Origin of the sequence: Dendrosporobacter sp. 1207_IL3150 (assembly GCF_036763085.1) — a bacterium.
Classification (GTDB): domain Bacteria; phylum Bacillota; class Negativicutes; order DSM-1736; family Dendrosporobacteraceae; genus JBAIYU01.
Map to the genome: position 1 here is coordinate 168,121 of NZ_JBAIYU010000007.1, position 23,595 is coordinate 191,715.

A 23,595-nucleotide genomic window follows, 5' to 3' on the forward strand; every position below is an offset into this window, starting at 1 on the left:
TTTAAGTTTAAGGTATATCATTTTCACTTTATGGGTAAAACGACACAAAAGCTTACCCCTGCATTCGCGATAAATCAGCAAACTTAGTAAATTGCTTATGGAAGAATAGCTGAACAGTATCTACTGGACCGTTACGGTGTTTAGCTATTATTACTTCGGTTATATTTTTGTTTTCAGTGTCAGGGTTATAGTAATCTTCGCGGTATAAGAAAGCTACAATATCCGCATCTTGCTCTAGAGAACCAGATTCGCGCAAGTCGCTCAGCATAGGTTTTTTTACCTGGCGTGACTCAACACTACGGCTGAGCTGAGACAAGGCAATAACAGGCACATTAACCTCCCTGGCCAAAGCCTTAAGTGAGCGGGATATTTCAGAGATTTCCTGCTGACGGTTTTCTCCGCCTTTTGAGCCGCTGCCCTGCATTAGCTGCAGGTAGTCAATGATAATCAACTTAAGGTCATGTTCAATTTTAAGCCTCCGCGCTTTTGAACGCATCTCCATTACGGTTATACCAGGAGTATCGTCGATAAATATTGGAGCAGACGACAGCCTATCCGCAGCACTAATGAGCTTAGACCAGTCTCGGTCCTCAAGCTCACCTATCCTCAGTCGCTGTGAATCAATTGAAGCCTCCGCACAAAGCATCCTTTGTACCAGCTGCTCCTTAGACATCTCCAGGCTAAAGAATGCAACAGCCTGTTTCTCCCTAATAGCAACATTTGACGCAATATTAAGGGTAAAGGCTGTTTTCCCCATACTCGGACGAGCAGCAACAAGTATCAAGTCTGACGCCTGCAAGCCTGAAGTGAGGCGGTCTAAATCCTTAAAGCCTGAAGCCAGACCAGTAATACCGCCCTTTGAAGCATAAAGCTGTTCAATTTTACCAAAAGCATCAAATATTATGCTCTTTATCGGTGTAAAATCTCCGCCGATTTTTCGTCCCGAGACTTCGAGAATCATCTTCTCGGCTTTATCTAAAATATTGGCAACTTCTTCACTGGCCTCATAACCAAGTCCCGCGATATTGGTAGCAGAATTGATTAACTGGCGAAGCAGTGATTTTTCTTCAACGATTTTTCCATGATAGGTTATATTGGCTGCTGTCGGCACACTATTAGCTAATGAAGTTATGTAGGCAATACCGCCGGCATTCTCAAGCTTATCGGCCTTGCGCAGATATTCTGTTACTGTTACCAAATCTACCGGTTCATTTTTATTGAATAGCTCTTGCATCGCCCCAAATATCAAGCGATGAGCTTCACGATAAAAATCCTCTGGTCGCAGAAATTCTGCAACTTTCGATATAGCCTCACGCTCAATGAGCATACCGCCAAGCACAGCTTGCTCGGCTTCAAGGTTCTGTGGTGGTATTCTTTCTATCAAACAACTTCCCTCCTGCATTAAAAAGCACTTACAATCCCTATATAGGGCTTATTACAGGTATATTTAGTTACCTGTTTCTAATCTTTAAAAATAGGGCGGCTTTCGCCGCCCTCATCTACGAACATTTATCTATTAAGCACTGGCTTCTGCTTCGGTCTTTGGAAATAGCACAGCGAGTGCTTCTTCAGCTGTCTCCACAGGTCTTATATCAAGCCCTAAATGTCCTTTAGGAATATCCTGTGCGTTTTCTTTTGGTATGACGAGCGTAGTAATTCCAGCCTGTTTAGCTCCGTAGGCTTTTTCAAAAACTCCGCCTACGGCTTTTACTTTGCCCTGAATTGATATTTCGCCAGTAATCGCAACATCTTGGCGAATTGGACGACCAGTAATAGCCGATATTATGGCAGCTAAAATAGCTGTACCTGCTGAAGGTCCGTCAATTCTTCCACCGCCGATAATGTTTATGTGAATGTCATAATTACCTAGATCTTCACCTGTAATTTTGCGAACTACAGCTCCTGCATTAAATACCGAATCTTTAGCCATGCTGCCAGCAGTATCATTAAACCTCATACTGCCTTTTCCCTTTTCGGAAGAAGGGAAAGAAACAGCTTCGATTTCCAATACAGAACCCAAATAGCCGGCCACGCCAAGTCCGAACACTTTGCCTATCTCAGCACTAACAGAAGCCTTTTGATTAACAAAAGGTGATAACCTGCTTACTTGAACTACGCGATAAACATCCTCTTTAGTAATTGAAATAGCCTGCTCACTCTCTTCTCCCTCACGGTACAAAGCGAGTCCATAAGCATCTGCTAGTATATTTAGAGCCTTTCGGCCTTCAATGGTGTATTCACTTATAAGACGCGGCACATCCGGATCCATTTGTACGTCTAGCTTTACTGCCGCATTATATACAATCTCTTCGATGTGTTTAGGTGTCAGGGGTTCAAAATAGATCTCTGCACAACGTGATCTAACAGCTGGATTAATATCGCTCGAATCACGCGTGGTAGCTCCTATAAGAATGAAATCGGCTGGTGCGCCTTCCTCAAATAGCTTTTTAATATACTTCGGTACATTCGGATCGGTAGAATCATAGTAGGTTGAGTCAAAGGATACCCTTTTGTCTTCCAATACCTTAAGCAATTTGTTTTGGAGCATTGGGTCCATTTCACCAATTTCATCAATGAACAGGATGCCGCCATGCGCATCGGTTACCAGACCTGGCTTAGGTTCTGGCACCCCAGTTTCAGCTAAATCACGACGCGCCCCTTGGTATATAGGATCATGAACCGAACCCAGAAGTGGATTTGTCATGTCGCGCGGATCCCACCTCAGTGTAGTACCATCAACTTCAACAAATGGAGCATCTTGTGCGAAAGGGGTAAACTTTAGTTTTTTAGCCTCCTCGAGTACAAGACGAGCCGCAGTAGTCTTACCAACACCCGGTGGACCATAAACTATCAGATGCTGAGGATATGGAGATGCCAGCTTCGCCCGGAGTGACTCAACAGCCCGCTCCTGACCAACAATCTCGTTCAGCGAAGAAGGTCGCAGTAATTCCATAAGGGATTTAGTAAGTTTTTTCTGCTCCAGCTTTTCAAGCATAGCAAACTTTTTCAGTGTTTGCGGACTTTCAACATTTTGTTCTTCTTTGAGTACCTGCATTTTGATTTCTCTAACATATTCTTGGTGGCGTTCTTCCATCTTTTCAACAATCAATTTCTCGATTTTTTCTTCGACTGCCCGACGCGCCATCAAATCCGCTAACTCTTCCTCGATATCCTCGAGAATAGCTGGTATTTCCTCGTAAGTTGGTAATTTATCAACAGTTGGATCCTCGAATACCAGTTTTTGCAGTGCCAAAACCCTTTCAGGTACGCTTTCTGAGCGCATTAATTCAAGCGCATCAAGCTTTCCCGCTTTAAGAACAACCTTTTCTGAGCCTAATATTCCGGATAGCATACCATATATTGCTGCCACCTGGCGTTTAAGCTGTTCATCTGCTGTAATTTTAGACATTGCTGGTTCCTTGCGGAGAAATTTGTTAAAAAAATCTTTCATATATATTTAGTCCTCTTTCTAACCTGCAGTAATATGCACTTGTATCCGGCTAGTAATTTCAGGATGTACTTTTATTGTAACCGGATATGTACCAAGGCCTTTGATAGCATCTTTTATTTCAATTTTTCTTTTGTCTAAGTCTATTTTATGCTGAGCTACTAATGCATCAGCGATGTCCTTTGCTGTTACTGAACCGAATAGCTTACCGCCTTCACCAGTCTTAACCGGAATAGTAACTTCAAGCTTTGAAATTTGGGCAGCTAGAAGCTTTGCTTCATCAATTGCCTGCTGCTGCTTACGTGCTTCTGAGGCTTTCTTTTGGTTGATACTATTAACATTTGTAGCAGTAGCTTCTACCGCTAATTTTTTTGGCAATAGGAAATTACGAGCATAGCCTTCGGAAACTTCTATAATATCGCCCTTTTTACCAAGCTTTTTAACTTCTTCCTGTAGTATTACTTTCATTCTGTCCACTCTCCTCAATATAGTTATTGCTGAGTTCAATTACTCTCTTTTTTACCTCAGCCATAGTAGCATTTTTTACTTGGGCTCCGGCCATGGTCTGATGACCACCACCACCGAGCTGTTCCATAATAACTTGAACATTAACTTCGCCATGCGAACGGGAACTGATGCCAATTCCTTCATCATCGATGTAAAACAGTACTATGCTAACTTTAACATTTTCTATTTTTAACATCAAATCTGCGGCCTGCGCCGCAATTACTTGAGCATTTTTTATATTGGCTTGGCATGCAGCTAATATCAGTCCATTTGGCAGCATCTCAGCACGCGACAGCACCTCTGCTATTGCCCTGGTATCTGCATAATCCACACGGAATAAAAATTTAATAAGTGAAGGATCAGCACCTGACCTGCGCAGATAGGCGGCAGCATCAAATGTTCTAACACCTGTTTGTACAGCAAAATTCTTTGTATCAACTACAATTCCAGCATATAGGGCAGTGGCATCAATTCTTGTTAGATCAACCGTTTCATCAAAATACATTAATAACTCTGTAATTAGTTCACTAGTCGAAGAAGATGATGGTTCGAGATAAACTAAAAGCGGACTTGCAATAAATTCTTCTGCACGACGATGATGATCAATAACAACTATTCTTTCTACTTTTCCTAAAAGCTCTGGGTCTGCAGTTAGCTCGGGACGGTGAGTATCCACTACAAATAGTACCGGGTTTTCCAACTGAAGGCCTGTAGCCTGAGCTGGGGATATAAGAATCTCTCTATACTCTTCATACTCTGCAAATAACTCATTAAGCTTAATAACAGCAGTGTTCTGCTGGCTTATAACTATATATACCTTTTTGCCTAGCATTCGAGCCATTCTAGCGACACCAATAGATGCTCCTAAGCTGTCAAAGTCTTCATTGTTATGTCCCATTATTAAGACCATATCTGAAGCGCCAATAATTTCACGAATAGTGTGAGCAACCGTTCTGGCTTTAACGCGGGTGTTCTTTTCGACCGCTTTAGCTTTACCACCATAAAACTGGACTTTGCCTCCAGCATGAACTGCAGCCTGGTCACCGCCTCGTCCAAGGGCCAAGTCAAGCCCCGCCTGAGCACGGTCTCCTAAATCAGCCATTGTTATGCGGTCAGCGGCTACACCTATACTTAAAGTGACGGGAAATTTATTTGTACCATGAATGGCACGGACTTTATCGAGAATATCAAATTTATCATGCAAGACCTTTTCAAGAGCTCTGCGACTGAAGATAGCAAAATACATATCATCCGCATAACGCTTGATAAAGCCCTCCAGCGATGTCATCCACTCAGTCAATAGTTTATTAACCTCGACAACAATAGCTGTCCGCTGCTTATCATTTAAGCCCTGTAGAACGTCATCATAATTATCTATTTGAATATAAGCTAACACCGGCATGTTTTCGCAGCATTCGGTACGCAATAATTCGGTAGACGTGACGTCAGAAATATACAATGCTAAAAACTGATCGTCTTGTTTTATTTCGTTCAGTACTTTAGGAATTACCTGGTAATGACGATCGTCATGATGAAAAGTATGCTTTTCCTGTTTAAGCCATAATGATTCAAGCGGCAGCGACGGCCATGATTTTAATATTGATTCGCTCAGCCTAGCCTTCCCATCTGTCCATTTAGATAGCTCTTCATTACCCCAATTTATTCGACCGTCCGAATCTACAAGAGCAATCGCCAGGGGCAGATTTTGTATTGCATAAGCTGATAATTCACCAACATTTTGGATCATGCTGGCAAGATAGGCATTTAATTCTTTTTGCTGTTGAATATGTCTTTCTCTACCATATAGGTATAAAGCAATTAATAGTATTATCCCTAATACAGCTACCGATTTATTGTAAAACATGATTATTAACAATAGTACTGCGGCTACAGCAAGGTATATTCGTGTATCCAGCCATAAAGAAGGACCTTGAGGCATAGTTTAAACCTCCAATTTGCTTAAAAGCGCATACTAACGGGGTCTGCGCAGCTGACGATAGTCAAAGGCCATATCGAACGCACCGGCAATTATTAACATCTGTGTGAATAAACCATTAGTAAATATTAAGAATAGTATAATACCACGCACAAGCCTTGACAAATTGTATTTATCGGTAAGGTAGTAAAATAACGCCAGCCCTTGAATGAATAAAAGTGTACTTGTTATTACTTGGAAGTTTACTGCAATATGGTACAGCGTAGTCATCTGCCGGCTGTTGCCCCAATACATTGCTACTAAAGCAAGTATAAAGATATAAGCAATATATCCCGGAAAAGTCCAGTCTTTAAATTTAGGGAAAGACTTCACCTGATTACCGAGTTTCTTGAGCACAATTTTTGCGATTTGGAAATTCAAGAAGGTATCTACTATCGCAGCTAGCACAAAGCCGGCTGGCAGGATAAGTTTCATAAATTGTACCATCGACTGCATATTGGTAGATATTACGGCTATATCTTCTTCTTTCATGCCAAGTTTTCTATACATCTCGACAGCTTGCTCAAAGGCTTTTGAAAGCGCTTCTGTTTCCATGTTTAAGGGATTAATACCCAATACTACTGCACTTATAGCCAGTACAGCAACTTTTGAGATAAGTGATGCTGCTGAACCCCAAAGCAAAGTCTTCACTGGTTCAAAATTTGAACGGAAAGCGTGACCTAAGACAATGCCGATTAGACCAAAACCAACAACTACACCTACCGCACTTAATGGATGCATAAGCATAGCTATAATTATGCCGGCTACAAAGGTTGCCATTATGCTCCACTTATACCCATGACGCACACCTAAAAGAATTATTGGCACAGGCCAGACTAAATTTACAAAAGGCCCTACTAAAGGCATATATGCACTAATTAGGGCAAAAAGGACAGCAATAGAAGCTAATATTCCACCTTCCACCATAGGCCTTACACGATTGTGCTGCATACATATCACCTCTTATTGCGGAGATGGCGCTGGTATTCGGAAAAATCACCGAACCACTTCTCCACATCATTTTCTCTTTTAATATTTTGATTTAGCCGTGTTATTATAGCCTCATCCAAATCTGCAAAATTAATACCCAATCTTCGCCCTAGAATAAAACATGATATTATAACATTAGCCAAGCCATCTTTAATAGCCTGTTCACTGTTTTTGGCCATAGCTTGATACAGCTGGCCGACATTAGCAACCAACTCTGCTTTTAGCCATTCTATTAAACGCATCTTCCGCAAAATTTCTGATTCATGGGAAAACAAGAGTAATCCCTCCTTAAACCTTCCCATTTATATTCGCCAGTCTATAGCACTTGTTCCTGCTTGAAAATATATGAAATTAGCACTCTCAGACTATACCAAAATACAACATAATATGATTTGCTGATGGAAATAGAAAAAGAGAGGCAATAACCTCTCTTTTATCGAGCAATCTATTCTGCAGTAAACGGCAGTAACGCGATGTTACGAGCACGTTTAATAGCAAGTGTTACTTGACGTTGATGTTTAGCGCAGTTACCGGAAATACGGCGTGGAAGAATTTTTCCACGTTCAGTCGTATAACGGCGAATTTTGCCAACTTCTTTATAGTCAATTGCTTCTACTTTATCAACGCAGAAACTACAAACTTTTTTCTTAGGCTTTCTGCCTCTTTCGCGTCTCATTTAGACTTAACCTCCCTTTAAAATGGTATTTCTTCTTCAGGGAAGACTTCACTACCAAAGGAACTAGCATCATACGGAGATCCGGAGCTGCCTCCAGCCGCCTGCTTGGTGTCTAGAAACTCGATGTTTTGCGCTACTACTTCAGCGATACGACGTTTTTGACCGTCATTTGCTTCATAAGAACGAATTTGTAATCGGCCTTCAACCAGCACTCGGCGTCCCTTGGTAAGGTTATTTCCACAAATTTCGGCCAGTTTTTCCCACGCTACGATGGGTATAAAATCAGCAGCCTCCTTTTGTCCCGATCCTGCAAAACGATTAACCGCAATACTAAAAGAAGCAACAGCTTTACCATTTTGCGTATAACGCACCTCGGGATCCTGAGAAAGACGACCAACTAATATAACCTTGTTCATGGCATTTCCCCCTGGCCTTATTCGTCTTCTTTAACGATCATGTGTTTCAAGATCTCATCGGTAATCTTCATTACACGGTCAAGCTCAGTAACTACTTTAGGCTCGGCTGTAATGTAGAATAGGCAGTAAAAACCTTCATTAATGTCTTTTACTGGATAAGCAAGACGTTTCTTGCCCCAACGATCAACCTTGTCAATATTGCCGCCGTTGTTTTTTACGATATTCTCAAATTTAGCAATAGTGCTATTGATAGTATCTTCATCAACCGGCTTAATAATGAATATGACTTCGTACTTTCTCACGAAAACACCTCCTCCTGTGGACTTATGGCTCCCTTTTGGGAGCAGGGAAGGTTCAAAATAAAATTTGAAACCTTAGATTGTCCTTAGACTTCAATATTATAGCATTGTTTCTGATGAATCCGCAAGCAAATACAATAAAAAATCGACATATTTATCTGGGAATTTTTTACGTATCTCTATATATCACAAAAACCATTTTTAAGGGCGCTACGATTATGGCCATATTCCACTTCTAAGTCCATTATCACCTTTTTAGCATAGTCCAACTGATCTCCATCGGCGGCCCCACTTATCGCCTGATTAAATGTATGGTGAAAATATTTTAACCAGTTGAAAGCAGTTTTTAAGCCATATGAATAAAAAGGCTTTTTAAAAATATAATTTACCATAAAATGTTCCATCATAAAATCGACAGCGTGGTTTTGCACTTCATTCTTGCCATTTTCGTCTTCCATCAGGTCGTAGTTTCTATTTATTAACTTATTAAGTTGCATTCCAATATCGCTGCTCATCGAAATGCTCTCAAGCTTCTCTATCGTTTTTTCCAGTAAATCTATTCTTTCTTTCAACATCATATTGCGGCATTGTATTATATCAATAAAATGCTGTTCGACTTCAAAGTAATAGTGCAATATATCAGATGTCCGTTTCTGCTTGGGAAAGACTTGCTCTACATAGGTTTCGGGCAAAAAGGATAGGGGTGGACGATTATTTTTGATAAGCTTAAGCGGCTCCTCGCGGTTAAGCTGCTCAAGTACACTTGGACAGCTCATACTTAATGTAAGCTCAATACCTCTCGAGCTATTAATGGGATATCTTGGGAAAGTTTGACAAACAGCATCCAAATGGCTATGCCCAGCCATACTATGAAGAGTACATAGGTTAGCATCTGTTAGAAACCAGCACTCGCCACTAGTTTTTTTAGTAATACAAGCAAACTCTTCGGGTAGGCTTCGATCGCTATTTATAGCGAAAGCCTTTTTAAATTCCAACTGCCGCCCTTGCCTCTTAAAAAGCTCCCAGTTACGCTGGTAAGAGCGCTCATCAATTGTTACCAACCAATTTCGCCGACAGCAGGTGCCACACATTTTGCATTCGAAGTTCTCAACTAAGTCTAAATAGATATACATGGGTTTGCCTCTCAGTTTTTTTAACGGTGAAACCGTTAGCAATTTTCAAAATAACTGCATATCATAATCAAATTAATATTTCGTAGCATTATTTCAATGCCAACACTAAAAATCCTGTTTTAGTGGTATTTAGATTTGATATTATCTCACGATAAATAGTCTGATTAATCCCAATATTAAGATTGTATTTTGTATACTGAGTAGGGTATAATATTATTAAGAGTTAATCGGAAATATTTGTTAAGGCGGTGAAGAGAAATGGGCGCACAAGAAATATGGGTAATTTCTAGAATTCTGCTTCTAACAGTACTAGGCGCACTTTTAAGTGTCTTCTAAGCGAGTACCTACCTCTACAACATGAATTTAGCTGCCAAATGAAAAACACTACCGCTATAAGTTTAGAGCGGTAGTGTTTTTTGATATTATACGTTAAAGCGGAAGTACGTAACGTCTCCGTCTTTCATAACATATTCTTTTCCTTCAAGACGAACTTGGCCTTTTTCGCGTGCAGCATTATGGCTTCCCGCTGCCATTAGTTCGTCAAATGATACAATCTCGGCTCTAATAAAGCCACGTTCGATATCACTGTGAATTTTACCGCCTGCTTGCGGAGCCTTAGTGCCTCTAGTTATTGTCCAAGCACGCACTTCTTGTTCTCCTGCAGTTAGGAAGGTTATCAAACCAAGAAGTTTGAACGATGCTTTAATCAGCTTATCTAAGCCTGATTCATCTAGGCCAAGTTCTCCTAAGAATTCTTTAGCGTCTTCTTCAGGAAGTTCTGCTATTTCAGACTCAACTTTAGCCGATACTGCGATTACTTCTGCGCCTTCTTGTAGGGCATATTCCTTAACCTTTTGCACATATGGATTATTATCAGGAGTAGCTACTTCCTCTTCGCCAACGTTAGCTACGAATAATATTGGCTTTAATGTCAATAAGCTTAGATCACGAATAAGAGCCGCTTCGTCATCAGTCATCTCTACACGGCGAGCAGGCAAAGCCTGTTCAAGCATTTCCTTAATGCGATGTAACAGATTAAGCTCGGTTTGAGCCTTTTTGTCCCCGCCTTTAAGCAGCTTTTGGGTACGCTCTATTCTTTTTTCAACTGTATCTAAATCAGCCAAGCAAAGTTCGGTGTTGATTATTTCGATATCACGAAGAGGATCAAGCGCACCCTCAACATGAGTGATATTTTCGTCGCTAAAGCAGCGAACAACTTGAGCAACAGCATCTACTTGACGGATATGTGCTAAAAATTTGTTGCCTAAGCCTTCGCCTTGGGCAGCACCTTTTACCAAACCAGCAATATCTACAAAGCGAACAGCTGCCGGGATAACCCTTTTGGAATTATACATTGCCAAAAGTTTTGCTAAGCGCTCGTCAGGAACATCGACAACGCCTACATTCGGCTCAATGGTACAAAAAGGATAGTTTGCAGCTTCGGCTCCTGCCTTTGTAATTGCATTAAATAAAGTACTCTTACCAACGTTAGGAAGTCCAACAATACCTACTTCTAAATTACTCATTACTTTCTATTCCACCTTATCTTAATCTATAGTAATTTTAATTTGCCAACTTCACTTGGCAAATCCCTACAAGAAATGCCTTAAAGAAAGACTTGGTTATCACCAAGTCTTTCTAATTGTAGAATATCTAGTTGTGAATTGCAAGACCTGCAGTTATATTGTCACCTTAAACATGATGCTCCAATACATTAATGCCCTGATTTATTAAAACTTTTTTGGCTTCATTAATATGCTTTAGTTCAGCATCAGGCACATCACTTAGCTGATAAGGCATGCCAAGTTTATCCCATTTTTCCCGCCCTAAGCTATGGTATGGCAGCAGGTCCACCGGTACTTGCTTTGGCAGGCTTTTGATTAATTCGGCCAGCTTAATCATATCTTCTTCTGAATTATTAATATCAGGAATTATGACATAGCGAATATTAAGTTCTGTACTTGCCGCAAAGTGATTAAGATTAGCTAATATTTTAGTATTATCAGCTAAAGTCAATGATTTGTAGCTCTCGGCTGTCGCAGCTTTCAAGCAAAACAAAACTTCATCGACATAAGGTAGAACAAGCGCGGCGTTTTGCTCTGAACAATAGCCCGACGTATCAAGTGTTGTATGAATGCCTTGTTCACGACAAGCTTTAAATAGCTCGGCAACGAATTCGGCTTGCAGCAAGGGTTCTCCACCGCTGACTGTTATTCCGCCGCCAGATGAGGTATAGAAACTTCGGTATTTCGTAAAATCCTTAAGAACTTCTTCAACCGTAATAGTCTTGTCACCACTTGCCCAGGTGTCAGGATTGTGGCAAAAGATACACCCGAGAGTACAGCCTGACAAGAAAAGAACATATCTGATTCCACGCCCATCTACTGTGCCAAAGGTCTCTACTGAATGGTAATAAGCTTTCATATCATACTACCTGATAAAATGTCCGCTTTATAACTTCACGCTGGTGGTTCGGACTGAGTTTTACAAAATTTACAGCATAGCCTGAAACACGGATAGTCAGCTGTGGGTATTCCTCTGGATGGGCCATTGCATCTTCTAAGATTGATCGATCAAAAACGTTTATATTAATATGATGTCCATTATTGGCAGCATAGCCATCAAGGACGGCAGCAAGATTACGTATACGAATATCACGCGTCTTCCCTAGAGCGCCAGGCACAATTGAAAACGTATAAGAGATACCGTCACGGCAGTTATCATAGCACAAGCTTGTTATTGAACTAATAGCTGCTAATGCTCCGCGGCGATCACGGCCATGCATTGGATTGGCGCCAGGGGCAAAAGCTTCCCCTGCTGGACGTCCATCAGGAGTTGCACCTGTTTTTTTACCATACATAACATTAGAAGTTATTGTTAACACAGATAAGGTATGAACAGCATCACGATAAGTCTGGTGTTTTCTGAGTTCACGAATAAACTCTTCCGTCAGCTCATGCGCAATACTGTCTACTCTTTCGTCATTATTGCCAAAGCATGGATACTCCCCGCTTACCTCAAAGCCAGTAGCAATTCCTTGTTCATTGCGGATCGCGCGAACTTTGCCGTAACGTATAGCACTTAAAGAGTCAGCTGCAACTGATAAGCCTGCTATGCCAAAAGCCATAAGCCTTTCAATCTTACTGTCATGTAATGCCAGCTGTGATGCTTCATAAGCGTACTTATCATGCATAAAGTGGATTAAATTCATGGTATTAACATATAATTCCGCCAACCACGCAATTACTTTTGAATAATTTAGGCGAACAGTATCATAATCTAAATCACCGTGTGGTATCAAGAGTGCCGGAGCAACTTGCTCTCCTGTGTTCTCGTCACGACCGCCGTTAATTGCCATTAATAGTGCTTTGGCAAGGTTGGCGCGGGCTCCAAAAAACTGCATCTGTTTGCCGACCTGCATAGCTGATACACAGCAAGCAATCGCATAATCATCACCATACACTGGTCGCATGATATCATCATTTTCATATTGAATTGCACTTGTATCAATTGAAACTTGAGCGCAAAACTGCTTAAAGTTTTCCGGCAAGTCTGCTGACCAAAGAATAGTTAGATTAGGTTCAGGTGCTGGCCCTAAATTATATAGAGTGTGAAGCATCCTGAAAGAAGTTTTGGTGACAAGAGTCCGTCCATCCAGCCCCATTCCACCGATTGCTTCAGTAACCCATAACGGGTCTCCGGCAAATAGCTCATTATATTCAGGGGTTCTTAGGTGACGAGCCAGTCTTAACTTAATGACCATTTGATCAATTAGTTCCTGCGCCGCTGTTTCGTCAATAGCTCCTGCTGCCAAATCGCGTTCTATATATATATCAAGAAAGGTTGAAACTCGGCCTAAGGACATCGCTGCACCATTTTGTTCTTTAATACCGGCCAAATAGCCAAAGTACAACCACTGAACCGCCTCGTGAGCAGTTTCTGCGGGCCTTGTTATATCAAAACCATAACTTTTTGCCATTACAGCCATATCGCGCAAAGCGATAATTTGCTTTGCAAGTTCTTCTCGGGTTCTTAATACTGACTCACACATTGGCTGAGCTGCTAACGCTTTTAAGTCAATGTGTTTTTCTTCTACAAGACGATTTATCCCGTATAATGCTACCCTGCGATAATCACCAATGATACGCCCACGGCCGTATGCATCTGGCAAGCCAGTAATTACACCTAGTTTACGCGCTTGGCGCATTTCATCAGTATAAACATTGAATACAGCCGAATTGTGAGTTGTGCAGTGATTATGATAGATATCGCTTATTTGAGGATTCAACTTATAACCATACTCTTCACAAGCTTGCTCCGCCATTCTGACGCCGCCATTCACAATTACACCGCGGCGTAAGGGAGCATCGGTTTGAAGTCCGAAAATTACCTCATTTTGCTGTTCAATATATCCCGGCTTATGGGAAGTAATTGTACATACAACTTCAGTATCTATGTCAAGAACACCCTTAGCATTTTCTTCAATTAATAATTTTCGGCACCTATCCCAAACTGCTTCTGTCTTAGCTGTAGCTGTAGTTAAAAAGTCGCCGTTATTTGTGTACGGATGATAGTTATTCTGGATAAAATCTCGTACATCTATATTTTCCTGCCACTTGCCAGCCTTAAATCCGTTCCATGCCTTCATGGCAATCCCCTCCATTATTGTAATAAACATTGCTATCAGCTAAGTCAGAAATTGCTCACAAATAAGAATTTATAATTATAATTCCCTAAAAGGAGACAAAAAACCGCCTGAGCAAAAAACACTGCCCAGGCGGTCGGCTTTACACAATACAGTCCACGTGGTGCTCCACTAATCCGCCAGTTCTGTATTGCTTTTATTTACATTTAATATTTATAGTTAAATTATAAAATACCGCTCATGTTACGTCAAGACGGAGATTCGTTATTATTCGACTTTTTTTCCAGAATAGCTTTTACAGCTTTTTCAAATTTAGGTCGAGGAACCATTACCCACCGACCGCAACCTAGGCATTTTATGCCAAAATCAATTCCTGTGCGTGTAACCTCCCACCGATCAGAGCCGCAGGGATGTGTCTTTTTCATCTTAACTATATCGCCGACTTCATACCGAACTATACTCATATTGCCACTTCCAATCTATTTTGCTGCTGGACTAGCCATCCGTATACCAGCTGAATCAAACAACTCTTTAACGCGGTATCTCAACGCTGTTTCCACCTTAGCTTGCTGTAACGGAACAGTTTTAGCTGATACCTTTATAATTAATTCTGCAGGCCGAAACTCCACAACTCCTACAACTTTTGGTCCCTCGATAATTTCAGGCATACTGCTTCCTACCTCTATGCAGGCCTGCTCTAGCAGCTTAAACACATTGCTAAGATCTGCATCATAACTTAGTGGCAGCGTAACAACTGCTTGCATATGCCCTCTGCTGTAGTTAGTCGTTTTTGTAATCAGGCCATGCGGAATTGTGTGTAATACACCATTAGCATCCCTTAACTTAGTTACGCGAAAACCAATCTCTTCAACGGTTCCACTCATATCACCACTGGCAATATAGTCTCCAACAGCATATTGGTCTTCCAGAATGACGAAAAAACCTGTGATAAGGTCTCTAATTAAGCTTTGGGCCCCTACACCTATCGCCAAGCCCAATACCCCAGCACCAGCAACTAGCGAAGTTGTATCAATATGAAACTCTTGCAGTACTAATATAATCGCAATAAAGTAGATCACATACCGGATAATGCTTTGCAGTAAAATACTTAGCGTCCTGGCTCTTCTTTCATCAAAGTAAAACGTCCGACCGCCAACCTGGGGAACAAAGAGCCGCTCAACAATTATTCGGAAAAACCTCAGGACGAGAGTTGTCACAACAAGGATAATAACTATCCTTAAAGCTTTATTTCCGGCGGATAATAGAAAGTCCGTACTTAGTGTATCCAATACCAATACCTCTCTTCCTGCCTTTAGCCTTTATCCCCAAAATCGGCTAATAAAATATAACTGCCGCCTGCCTGTCTTGAAAATAATTTTGACCAGAGAATGTCATTTTGCTGAATTACCTCGAATACCTTCAGCTTATCTTGGCTTTTAAACAGCAGGCACTGTCCGCAACTGACACTAATTTCACGCGGAGTAGGAATTGCGGCAACTCTTATTCCGGCGTTTTCCAACAGTTTTTCCGTCCTTATAGCATGATGGACCGAAGAAAAAGTAACTAAATGGTCATATTCTGAAAAAATCTTGAACACCTCACAGGGTAATTGCTTTTGAAGCAGCAGACAGCTCATCTAATATCGTGTACATATTTGTTACTGAGCCTACGCTAAGTTTGTCCTTGAGCTGATAATAATCAAGGCACGTACCGCAAGAAAGAATCTCAACCCCGGCTTTTTCAAGCTGCATCAGATGTTCTATTACCGGTGAGTCACTTACAGTAAGCAATACCGCAGAGTTTATAAACATTATCGTTTTAGGATATGGCTTACGTTCAATAAGCGTGTACATAAATGCTTTAATTAGAACCGCGCCAAGCTCGTCCTTACCTTGTCCCAGAGTATTTTTAGTAAATAAATATACTGTTTCAGTTAGTTTTTCTTTGTTTAATGGCGCTGGCACATCCGAAGCATTACCTTTGGCTATTGATATGTAATAATGCTCCCCTTGCTGATCAATGTTTACTTCACACTTATTAGCAAGAGCTAATTTTTGAACATTTTCTTTAGCTACTAAGTTATCGACTATGACAATAACTTGACCATCCGAAACACTATCCAAAGCCTTCTTTGCAGCTATTACTGGCTGGGGGCAGGCTAGTCCTCTTGCATCAATATTAATAGACATATATCTCACCTTTTCCTGTTGCTGTAATTTCACCTATAACTTCAGCTTCCTCTATGCCAGCTTGCCTAAGCTCACGTAGCAGCTCATCTGCTTCTTTTTTCGGTACACTCAGCAGCAGCCCCCCTGAAGTCTGTGGATCAAAGCATAAATCACGGAGGTATTCGGGTACGCATTTTTCGAAAGATACCTTTTTTAAGTATTCGCGGTTTGTATATGCTCCTCCTGGAACAAATCCCATTCCTGCAGCCTCATCTGCCTCAGGCAGTAGGGGTATTGCTGACGAATTTATATTCACCTTAACTGCGCTTCCAGCTGCCATCTCATATACATGACCTAACAAGCCAAAACCAGTTACATCGGTGCACGCATTTATATTATATTTGGAACATATTTCAGCAGCAACTTGATTTAATGCTGCCATACTCTTTATAGCTGCAGCTACACCATTTCCGAACATATCAGCCTTTGCTGCAGTGGCAAGCACTCCTGTACCGATTGCTTTAGTAATAATTAGCATATCACCTGGTTTCGCCCCAGAGTTGGTTAATATCTTATTCGGATGAACTACTCCCGTGACACTTAGGCCATATTTGGGTTCCTTATCATCTACAGTATGCCCACCGACAATAATAGCTCCTGCCTCAGCTACTTTATCCTGGCCGCCTTTTAAAATTGCTAATAACACTTCACCCGGCAAACTGCACATTGGAAAGCCAACTATATTCATAGCGGTAAGCGGTTTTCCGCCCATTGCATAGACATCACTTAAACTATTGGCGGCAGCAATCTGCCCAAACATATATGGATCATCAACAATCGGGGTAAAAAAATCGAGGGTTTGGATTAAAGCGGTACTGTCGTTTAGTTTATAAACACCAGCATCATCGGAGGTCTCAAAACCTACTAGTAAATTGGGGTTAGTTTGTTTTGGTAACTGACACAGCACGTGTGCCAAGGCCCCTGGGCCAACTTTAGCGGCTCAACCACCACTGCGAGTAAATTGCGTTAACTTAATCATCCTTACCCCTCCTTGCATTACCAAATATAGCATAATAATATCCTTCAATTATTAGCTATTCTTTCATAATTATACCATGATCTAAAAACTCCTCTTAATGAATTTCCTAAAACAAATTTGCTTTGTTCTGCATATAATGGCGTAGCAATTCCAAAAGAGGTGGTTTATATGGCAACACCAATCCTTAATACAATTATAGCTGATGTAAACGCAATTGTGCCAAACCTAACTTCTATTGTAAGCTCATATCGGCTCTTAGTTGGGTCGGCTGAGGAAATTAGTCGAACTCCGGGTGTGCCTTTTGAGGTTTTTGAGCGGGCCGTTATTAGGTATGACCGTACGGGTACCCTTATTGATATATTGCTTGAGCTACTATGCTGCAAAATTAAATTTCTTGCCGAGTTTTTGAGTGTTACCTGCGCACCGATTGATATTTTCAGCTTAGCTCAAGACCCAGTCGAGGAAACAACGGTTGAACAGATTATTGAACTTGAGGTACTTAGGCGAATTCTAAAAACTTGCTGTTATGAACCCCCCTGCTTTTGCCCTCCTGTCCAAGTTGACCCATCATGTATTGTCCCTTGCCCTAAACCCGCTGCTCCAGCACCTGCTACAACAGCGGTTTCAACTGAACCCATTCCTCCCGTTGCAGCAACTCCGACAGCGACTACTAAAGGTGAATGCTTCACAATTGACAGTGAAGTTCTTAAAGATATTCTTATTCAAGCCGGACTTATTATTCCTGTTCAGGATAGTAATTTAAATACATATCAAGACCAATGCAGTGATGATCTATAGGTTTCCTTACATAACGATTAAAGGCGGTCCTTCCAAAAGGAGGGGCCGCCACTTTGTTACTTAATCATCCTTCGGTTTAAGACTGCCAGGAATAGGACAATACCCAAATCCTTCGTGATAATCACAAGGTTCGATATGAATTACAACATCACATAGTCCCAATTGGTTCTTTATTTCAGCCTCTATCTGATCGCAAATGGCATGCGCCTTGTCTAAGTGCATATCTTTATGCAGTACTAAATGCATATCTATTAGCCGATAGCTTCCCGATCTACGGGTACGAAGCTGATGAAAGGCAAGTACTCCGGCATGCCTGTTAACAATATCGCCAATAAGCCTTTCTTCCTCATCTGGTAAACTTACGTCAGTCAGCTCTCTCACGCTTTTCACAGTCATACTATAGCCAGCCTTAAACACTATTATTGCTACTACAATCGCGATAACAGGATCCACCCAGCTCCAACCGGTAAATTTAATAACTGCTAATCCTATCAACACACCGGCAGAAGTCCAAATATCGGCACGTAAGTGCAGAGCGTCAGCTTCCAGGGCTTGAGATTCAGTTTCACGTGCTACCTTTAGAAGCTTTCCTGATACCCAGTAATTTACCACTATTGATATTATCATTATTATAATGCCATACTCCAGATATTCAGGAACTGTTGCCGCGTGGAATTTTTCTACCGCTTCATATACAATCCATATTGCCGCAAACACAATAAGCAGAGCTTCAACGGCCCCTGACAAGTTTTCGAATTTACCATGCCCATAAGCATGATTACCATCGGGTGGCTGACCAGACTTTTTAACCGCGTAATATGCGACAACAGCAGCAACTAAGTCAACAGCCGAATGCGCTGCCTCAGAGATAATGCTAACAGAACCAGCAAGTAAACCTACAATTAGTTTTAAGAACACTAATAAAGTATTAGATATTATTGATAGTCTTGCAGTGTTTTTCTTTAACTCTGTATTTACTCCAACCAATAATCTCCCCCCTATGCCGACGAACAACCCGCTAGCAATAATATTCCCAATATTAATAAACACATGAATTTGGACATAAAAAACCTGCGAAACCATTAGGTCCCGCAGGTTGATAACTGCTGCTTACGCGCCCGGCTGCACCGATAAACTCTGGCCGCCTGATCCTATTACATTATATTATCATACAGAGAAATTGGTGTAAATATATTACACTTACAATTCTTAGTTTTTACCCGATTTTTACAGCGTGATTCACCGGATATCCTTTGTCTGAGAGTTTTTGCAGTAAATTCTCAATATGATCAGCGTCAGCACGAATAACCAATTCACCTTGCCCACCAGGAAGAGTATATGTAGCCATACTGCTGATATTTACGCCCATCTCAGCAAACACCTCGGTAATTTCATGAATGACACCGATTTTATCAGTAACGTCAATAGTTATCCGAGTTTTGCCACTCGGCAGTCCCATAATATCAACAAAGCATTTGAATATGTCTGTCTCTGTTATTATGCCCACTACCTTACCGTCGCTATCAAGGACTGGAAGTCCGCCAACTCTTGTATTATACATTACCAAAGCGGCTTCTTCGACCGTGGCATCAGAAGCAATCGTCACAACCTCTTTAGTCATTATATCTTTTACCTGCATTTTGGCCAGCAGATAGTTTAGCTCAAATATTGAAAGCGTGGTCGCCGGCGATGGCGATACCTCCATTAAGTCACGGTCTGTTACTATGCCGACAATTTTACCTTTATCTACTACCGGCAAACGGCGAAATTTATTTTTACGCATAAGTTCGGAAGCATCGGCTACTGTTGTCAAAGGTGATATTGTAATAGGATTTGCTGTCATTCTATTAGCTATAAACATAACTATCGCTCCTCTCGCTATTACCTGAATTTTCTTAACTTTATTATATAATACATGGATTATATTGTCATTATAAAATTAGAAAATGCTCTTTTCGTAACCCCCTTTCTTTAGATTTTATTTATCCGATGACCAGAAATTCAGATGGAGTTCCACCCTCATGGCATAGGCAACCAGAATTAAATTCAAATGATATAAATATATGTTCAATCAAAGCAAAATAGGCTTAGCGATAAAATGATATTGGCTATAAAAAAAGCAGCAGCTGACTGAGCAGCTGCTGCTTACCATTAAGGCTATCCGCCCAAATATGCTTTTCTAACTTCTTCACTGGCAGCCAATTCTTTTGCATCGCCCGACAGTGTTATTCTGCCTGTTTCAAGAACATAAGCGTTGTTAGCAATTGAAAGAGCCATATTTGCATTTTGCTCAACCAATAGTACTGTTGTACCCGTAGCATTTATATCTTTGATAATCGAGAAAATTTCTTTTACTAAAAGCGGAGCCAAGCCCATAGAAGGTTCATCCAAAAGTAAAAGACGCGGACGGCTCATTAAGGCACGCCCCATTGCCAGCATTTGCTGTTCGCCGCCACTAAGTGTTCCGGCCAGCTGAGTAAGACGCTCGGACAAACGCGGGAAACGTTTAAAAACGACTTCCATATCTTCCTTGATGCCTTTTTTGTCAGAGCGAATATACGCTCCAAGCTCAAGGTTTTCAAGAACTGTCATATTGGCAAACACTCGGCGTCCTTCTGGCACTTGGGAGATGCCAAGTCGGACAATATCTTGAGCTGGTATACCAGCTATGTTTTTGCCTTCAAAATTGATTTGACCAGACTTAGGCTTCAATAAGCCAGAAATAGTTCTCAAAATGGTACTTTTTCCTGCACCATTAGCCCCAATTAGGGTTACTATTTTGCCCTCGTTTACCTCAATGCTGATCCCCTTTATTGCATGAATCGCACCATAGTATACATTAATATTATCTACCTTAAGCATCAGTGCACCTCTTCCCCAAGGTAAGCCTCAATAACCCGTGGATTATTTTTAATTTCGTGTGGCGTACCGTGAGCAATAATACTGCCATATTCAAGTACGTAAATACGCTCACATACTCCCATAACCAGGCTCATATCGTGCTCGATAAGCAAGATAGTTAGATCAAACTCTTTACGTATCCAGCGAATCATTTCCATGAGCTCATGAGTTTCTTGTGGGTTCATTCCGGCAGCCGGCTCGTCAAGAAGCAGAAGCTTTGGCTGAGCCGCTAGCGCACGGGCAATTTCCAGTCGGCGTTGTTCACCATAAGGCAGATTTTTAGCAATCTCATCTTTCTTATGGGTCAGTTTAAAAACATCTAAAAAGCGAAGAGCTTTTTGTTCGATTTCTTCTTCTTCACTAAAATAACGCCCAATACGCAAAACTGATTCCAAAAGGCCATATTTAACATGAGAGTGGTATGCAATTTTTACATTATCAAGAACACTCAATTCAGAGAAAAGACGAATGTTCTGAAAAGTTCTAGCAACACCAGTTTGTGTTATTTGGTATGGTTTAAGGCCGAGCAGACTTTTACCGTCAAAATCAATGGTACCAGTAGTCGGTTCATAAACTCCAGTCAATAGGTTAAAGGCTGTTGTTTTGCCCGCGCCATTCGGACCAATAAGACCAACAAGTTCGCCTTGGTTAATTTCGACATCAAAATTGGATACTGCTTTTAGACCGCCAAATACTTTCGAGAGCTTACTTGCTTTAAGCAGCGTCATGTTTGGCACCTCCTTTAGCACGAGTAAACATTTTCAGGCTGAGTTCTTTATTGCCAAACAGTCCTTGTGGACGATAAATCATAAGAATTATCAATACAATCGAATAGATAATCATCCGGAATTCTGGGTAGCTTGCTAATGCTGCCGACACAAAGGTCAATAGGATAGCTGCCGTAATTGAGCCTGTAAGACTGCCCAATCCGCCTAAAACAACCATTGTTAAAATATCAAAAGATCTCATAAAAGTGAATGATGCAGGGTGAGCAATATAGAAGTAATGCGAGAATAACGCTCCGGCAACACCGGCAAATGCAGCACCTATAGTGAACGCAAGCACTTTATATTTTGTAGTATCGATACCCATAGCCTCTGCTGCTATCTCGTTTTCACGAATTGATATGCAAGCACGACCATGAGATGAGTTTATCAGGTTTTTAATGAAGTACACTGTAAAAACTGCCAAAATGAAAACCCACATAAAGTTAGTGTAGCGTGGTATTCCCATAAAGCCTGACGCACCGCCAACATAAGGAATGTTTAATATGGTAATGCGGATAATTTCTCCTAGACCAAGAGTAGCTATCGCCAGGTAGTCACCTTTTAAGCGTAAGGTCGGTAAACCAATTACAAAGCCGAGGAAACCAGCTCCTAATGCTCCACCAGCAATTGCTACAAGGAACGGAAGCTGCATTTTAACTGTCAGCACGGCACTAACATAAGCGCCAACTGCCATAAAGCCGGCATGGCCGATAGAAAACTGACCAGTAAAGCCGTTGATTAAGTTGAGGCTTGTCGCCAGGATAATATTTATACCGATTAATACTAGATTAAGCTGCCAGAATGGCCCTATGATGTCGAGTTCCATTAAAGTCTGAAATACTGCAAATACAACTACACAGGCGCCCAGGGACAGTAAATCTTTTTTAGTTGTTGCCTTCATTAACTGTCACCTACACTTTCTCACGCACGTTCTTGCCAAAAAGGCCTGATGGCTTGAACAGCAATATTATAATCAGAATGGCAAAGGCCGCGGCGTCACGGAAAGTAGATGAAATAAATCCGCTCACTAAAGCTTCAATAACGCCAAGAATAATTCCACCTGCCATAGCCCCAGGTATTACGCCGATACCGCCTAATACTGCTGCTACGAATGCCTTAAGACCAGGCATAATTCCCATTAAAGGATCTATAGAGTTGTAATATACACCTACAAGAACACCAGCTGCTGCCGCTAAAGCTGATCCTATACCGAAAGTGAAGGATATTACGCGGTTAACATCTATCCCCATCAAGCGAGCCGCATCGGTATCAAAAGATACTGCTCTCATTGCTTTTCCTACCATAGTTTTATTAACAACATAGGTTAAGACAACCATTAAAATAATTGATACCGCTAAAATTACAACCTGTTGATTGTTAACGATAAATCCGCCAATATTATATGTTTGAGCTTCAAATACTGCCGGGAAAGTACGAGGCTGTGGTGATACCAGCAGCATTCCGCCGTACTCTAGAAGTAACGAAACGCCAATCGCAGTGATAAGTACTGCTATTTTCGGAGCGTTTCGAAGCGGTCGATATGCAAGCCTTTCAATAATCATTCCTGCAGCTGCTGCCGCAATCATTGCCGTTATGAGAGCTGGGATAAAAGACATTTTAAATACAGCTGTTGCAAAGAAACCTACATATGCACCTAGCATGTAAATATCGCCGTGTGCGAAATTGATAAGTTTAATGATTCCATATACCATCGTGTAACCCAGTGCAATTAAGGCGTATATACTGCCGAGTGAAACGCCGTTAATAAGCTGCTGAATTAGTTGATGCGTAAAAGATGAGTAATCCATTTCTCTCTTCCCTCCGTTACATCAA

The 23,595-nt window shown here is 41.2% G+C and carries 25 protein-coding genes and 2 riboswitches; of the genes, 1 reads left to right on the forward strand and 24 read right to left on the reverse strand.

What is annotated here, in order from left to right:
• Positions 1–52: 52 nt before the first annotated feature.
• The 18 genes from dnaB to selD form a co-directional block, all read right to left on the reverse strand.
• A complete protein-coding gene (dnaB, locus tag V6C17_RS02095) occupies positions 53–1,384 on the reverse strand; it encodes a replicative DNA helicase (RefSeq protein ID WP_333520886.1) in 1,332 nt (443 codons plus the stop codon).
• 132 nt (positions 1,385–1,516) lie between these two features.
• The gene (lonC, locus tag V6C17_RS02100) at positions 1,517–3,451 is read right to left on the reverse strand and encodes a Lon family ATP-dependent protease (RefSeq protein ID WP_333520887.1); all 1,935 of its coding nucleotides are present in this window, start codon (positions 3,449–3,451) and stop codon (positions 1,517–1,519) included.
• Between the two features lie 18 nt (positions 3,452–3,469).
• Positions 3,470–3,916: a 50S ribosomal protein L9 gene (gene rplI / locus V6C17_RS02105; protein WP_333520888.1), complete on the reverse strand. Its 447-nt coding sequence runs from the start codon at positions 3,914–3,916 to the stop codon at positions 3,470–3,472.
• Positions 3,888–5,894 carry a DHH family phosphoesterase gene (locus V6C17_RS02110; RefSeq protein ID WP_333520889.1) on the reverse strand — a complete coding sequence of 669 codons (2,007 nt, stop codon included), beginning with the start codon at positions 5,892–5,894 and terminating at the stop codon, positions 3,888–3,890. The genes rplI and V6C17_RS02110 overlap by 29 nt, the downstream gene beginning before the upstream one ends.
• Positions 5,895–5,927: 33 nt before the next feature.
• A complete protein-coding gene (locus V6C17_RS02115; RefSeq protein WP_333520890.1) occupies positions 5,928–6,881 on the reverse strand; it encodes a YybS family protein in 954 nt (317 codons plus the stop codon).
• Between the two features lie 5 nt (positions 6,882–6,886).
• Positions 6,887–7,195 carry a MazG-like family protein gene (locus V6C17_RS02120; RefSeq protein ID WP_333520891.1) on the reverse strand — a complete coding sequence of 103 codons (309 nt, stop codon included), beginning with the start codon at positions 7,193–7,195 and terminating at the stop codon, positions 6,887–6,889.
• A gap of 170 nt (positions 7,196–7,365) precedes the next feature.
• Positions 7,366–7,596: a 30S ribosomal protein S18 gene (gene rpsR, locus V6C17_RS02125; RefSeq protein ID WP_333520892.1), complete on the reverse strand. Its 231-nt coding sequence runs from the start codon at positions 7,594–7,596 to the stop codon at positions 7,366–7,368.
• Between the two features lie 17 nt (positions 7,597–7,613).
• Positions 7,614–8,012 carry a single-stranded DNA-binding protein gene (locus V6C17_RS02130; protein WP_333520893.1) on the reverse strand — a complete coding sequence of 133 codons (399 nt, stop codon included), beginning with the start codon at positions 8,010–8,012 and terminating at the stop codon, positions 7,614–7,616.
• 17 nt (positions 8,013–8,029) lie between these two features.
• Positions 8,030–8,314 carry a 30S ribosomal protein S6 gene (gene rpsF, locus V6C17_RS02135; protein ID WP_333520894.1) on the reverse strand — a complete coding sequence of 95 codons (285 nt, stop codon included), beginning with the start codon at positions 8,312–8,314 and terminating at the stop codon, positions 8,030–8,032.
• Positions 8,315–8,490: 176 nt separating this feature from the next.
• On the reverse strand, positions 8,491–9,444 hold the full coding sequence (gene fliB, locus V6C17_RS02140) for a flagellin lysine-N-methylase (RefSeq protein WP_333520895.1): 954 nt from the start codon (positions 9,442–9,444) through the stop codon (positions 8,491–8,493).
• A gap of 422 nt (positions 9,445–9,866) precedes the next feature.
• Positions 9,867–10,970, reverse strand: coding sequence for a redox-regulated ATPase YchF (ychF, locus tag V6C17_RS02145; RefSeq protein ID WP_333520896.1), 1,104 nt, complete (start codon positions 10,968–10,970; stop codon positions 9,867–9,869).
• 166 nt (positions 10,971–11,136) lie between these two features.
• A complete protein-coding gene (pflA, locus tag V6C17_RS02150; protein ID WP_333520897.1) occupies positions 11,137–11,868 on the reverse strand; it encodes a pyruvate formate-lyase-activating protein in 732 nt (243 codons plus the stop codon).
• Between the two features lies 1 nt (position 11,869).
• Positions 11,870–14,092: a formate C-acetyltransferase gene (gene pflB / locus V6C17_RS02155; RefSeq protein ID WP_333520898.1), complete on the reverse strand. Its 2,223-nt coding sequence runs from the start codon at positions 14,090–14,092 to the stop codon at positions 11,870–11,872.
• A 116-nt stretch (positions 14,093–14,208) separates the two neighbouring features.
• Positions 14,209–14,286, reverse strand: a riboswitch (ZMP/ZTP riboswitch).
• Between the two features lie 51 nt (positions 14,287–14,337).
• Entirely contained in the window at positions 14,338–14,553 is a 216-nt protein-coding gene (locus V6C17_RS02160; RefSeq protein ID WP_333520899.1) for a DUF951 domain-containing protein, read from the reverse strand.
• A gap of 15 nt (positions 14,554–14,568) precedes the next feature.
• Entirely contained in the window at positions 14,569–15,378 is an 810-nt protein-coding gene (locus V6C17_RS02165; protein WP_333520900.1) for a mechanosensitive ion channel family protein, read from the reverse strand.
• A gap of 23 nt (positions 15,379–15,401) precedes the next feature.
• Complete coding sequence (locus V6C17_RS02170) at positions 15,402–15,725, reverse strand: DUF3343 domain-containing protein (protein WP_333520901.1); 324 nt, start codon at positions 15,723–15,725, stop codon at positions 15,402–15,404.
• Positions 15,688–16,278: a sulfurtransferase-like selenium metabolism protein YedF gene (gene yedF / locus V6C17_RS02175; RefSeq protein ID WP_333520902.1), complete on the reverse strand. Its 591-nt coding sequence runs from the start codon at positions 16,276–16,278 to the stop codon at positions 15,688–15,690. Before yedF ends, V6C17_RS02170 begins: the two co-directional genes overlap by 38 nt.
• The gene (selD, locus tag V6C17_RS02180; RefSeq protein WP_442891421.1) at positions 16,268–17,296 is read right to left on the reverse strand and encodes a selenide, water dikinase SelD; all 1,029 of its coding nucleotides are present in this window, start codon (positions 17,294–17,296) and stop codon (positions 16,268–16,270) included. The genes yedF and selD overlap by 11 nt, the downstream gene beginning before the upstream one ends.
• A 168-nt stretch (positions 17,297–17,464) precedes the next feature.
• Between selD and V6C17_RS02185 the strand changes: the two genes are divergently transcribed.
• Positions 17,465–18,094 carry a hypothetical protein gene (locus tag V6C17_RS02185; protein WP_333520903.1) on the forward strand — a complete coding sequence of 210 codons (630 nt, stop codon included), beginning with the start codon at positions 17,465–17,467 and terminating at the stop codon, positions 18,092–18,094.
• A 60-nt stretch (positions 18,095–18,154) separates the two neighbouring features.
• Here V6C17_RS02185 and V6C17_RS02190 read toward each other — a convergent pair whose 3' ends face one another.
• From V6C17_RS02190 to V6C17_RS02215, 6 genes are all read right to left on the reverse strand, one after another.
• Entirely contained in the window at positions 18,155–19,081 is a 927-nt protein-coding gene (locus V6C17_RS02190; RefSeq protein ID WP_333520904.1) for a cation diffusion facilitator family transporter, read from the reverse strand.
• Between the two features lie 95 nt (positions 19,082–19,176).
• Positions 19,177–19,257: riboswitch (NiCo riboswitch) on the reverse strand.
• Between the two features lie 53 nt (positions 19,258–19,310).
• Positions 19,311–19,955: a CBS domain-containing protein gene (locus tag V6C17_RS02195; RefSeq protein ID WP_333520905.1), complete on the reverse strand. Its 645-nt coding sequence runs from the start codon at positions 19,953–19,955 to the stop codon at positions 19,311–19,313.
• Between the two features lie 296 nt (positions 19,956–20,251).
• The gene (locus V6C17_RS02200; protein ID WP_333520906.1) at positions 20,252–20,956 is read right to left on the reverse strand and encodes an ABC transporter ATP-binding protein; all 705 of its coding nucleotides are present in this window, start codon (positions 20,954–20,956) and stop codon (positions 20,252–20,254) included.
• Complete coding sequence (locus V6C17_RS02205) at positions 20,956–21,723, reverse strand: ABC transporter ATP-binding protein (protein WP_333520907.1); 768 nt, start codon at positions 21,721–21,723, stop codon at positions 20,956–20,958. Before V6C17_RS02205 ends, V6C17_RS02200 begins: the two co-directional genes overlap by 1 nt.
• The gene (locus V6C17_RS02210) at positions 21,710–22,663 is read right to left on the reverse strand and encodes a branched-chain amino acid ABC transporter permease (RefSeq protein ID WP_333520908.1); all 954 of its coding nucleotides are present in this window, start codon (positions 22,661–22,663) and stop codon (positions 21,710–21,712) included. Before V6C17_RS02210 ends, V6C17_RS02205 begins: the two co-directional genes overlap by 14 nt.
• A 10-nt stretch (positions 22,664–22,673) precedes the next feature.
• Positions 22,674–23,570 carry a branched-chain amino acid ABC transporter permease gene (locus tag V6C17_RS02215; RefSeq protein ID WP_333520909.1) on the reverse strand — a complete coding sequence of 299 codons (897 nt, stop codon included), beginning with the start codon at positions 23,568–23,570 and terminating at the stop codon, positions 22,674–22,676.
• Positions 23,571–23,595 lie beyond the last annotated feature (25 nt).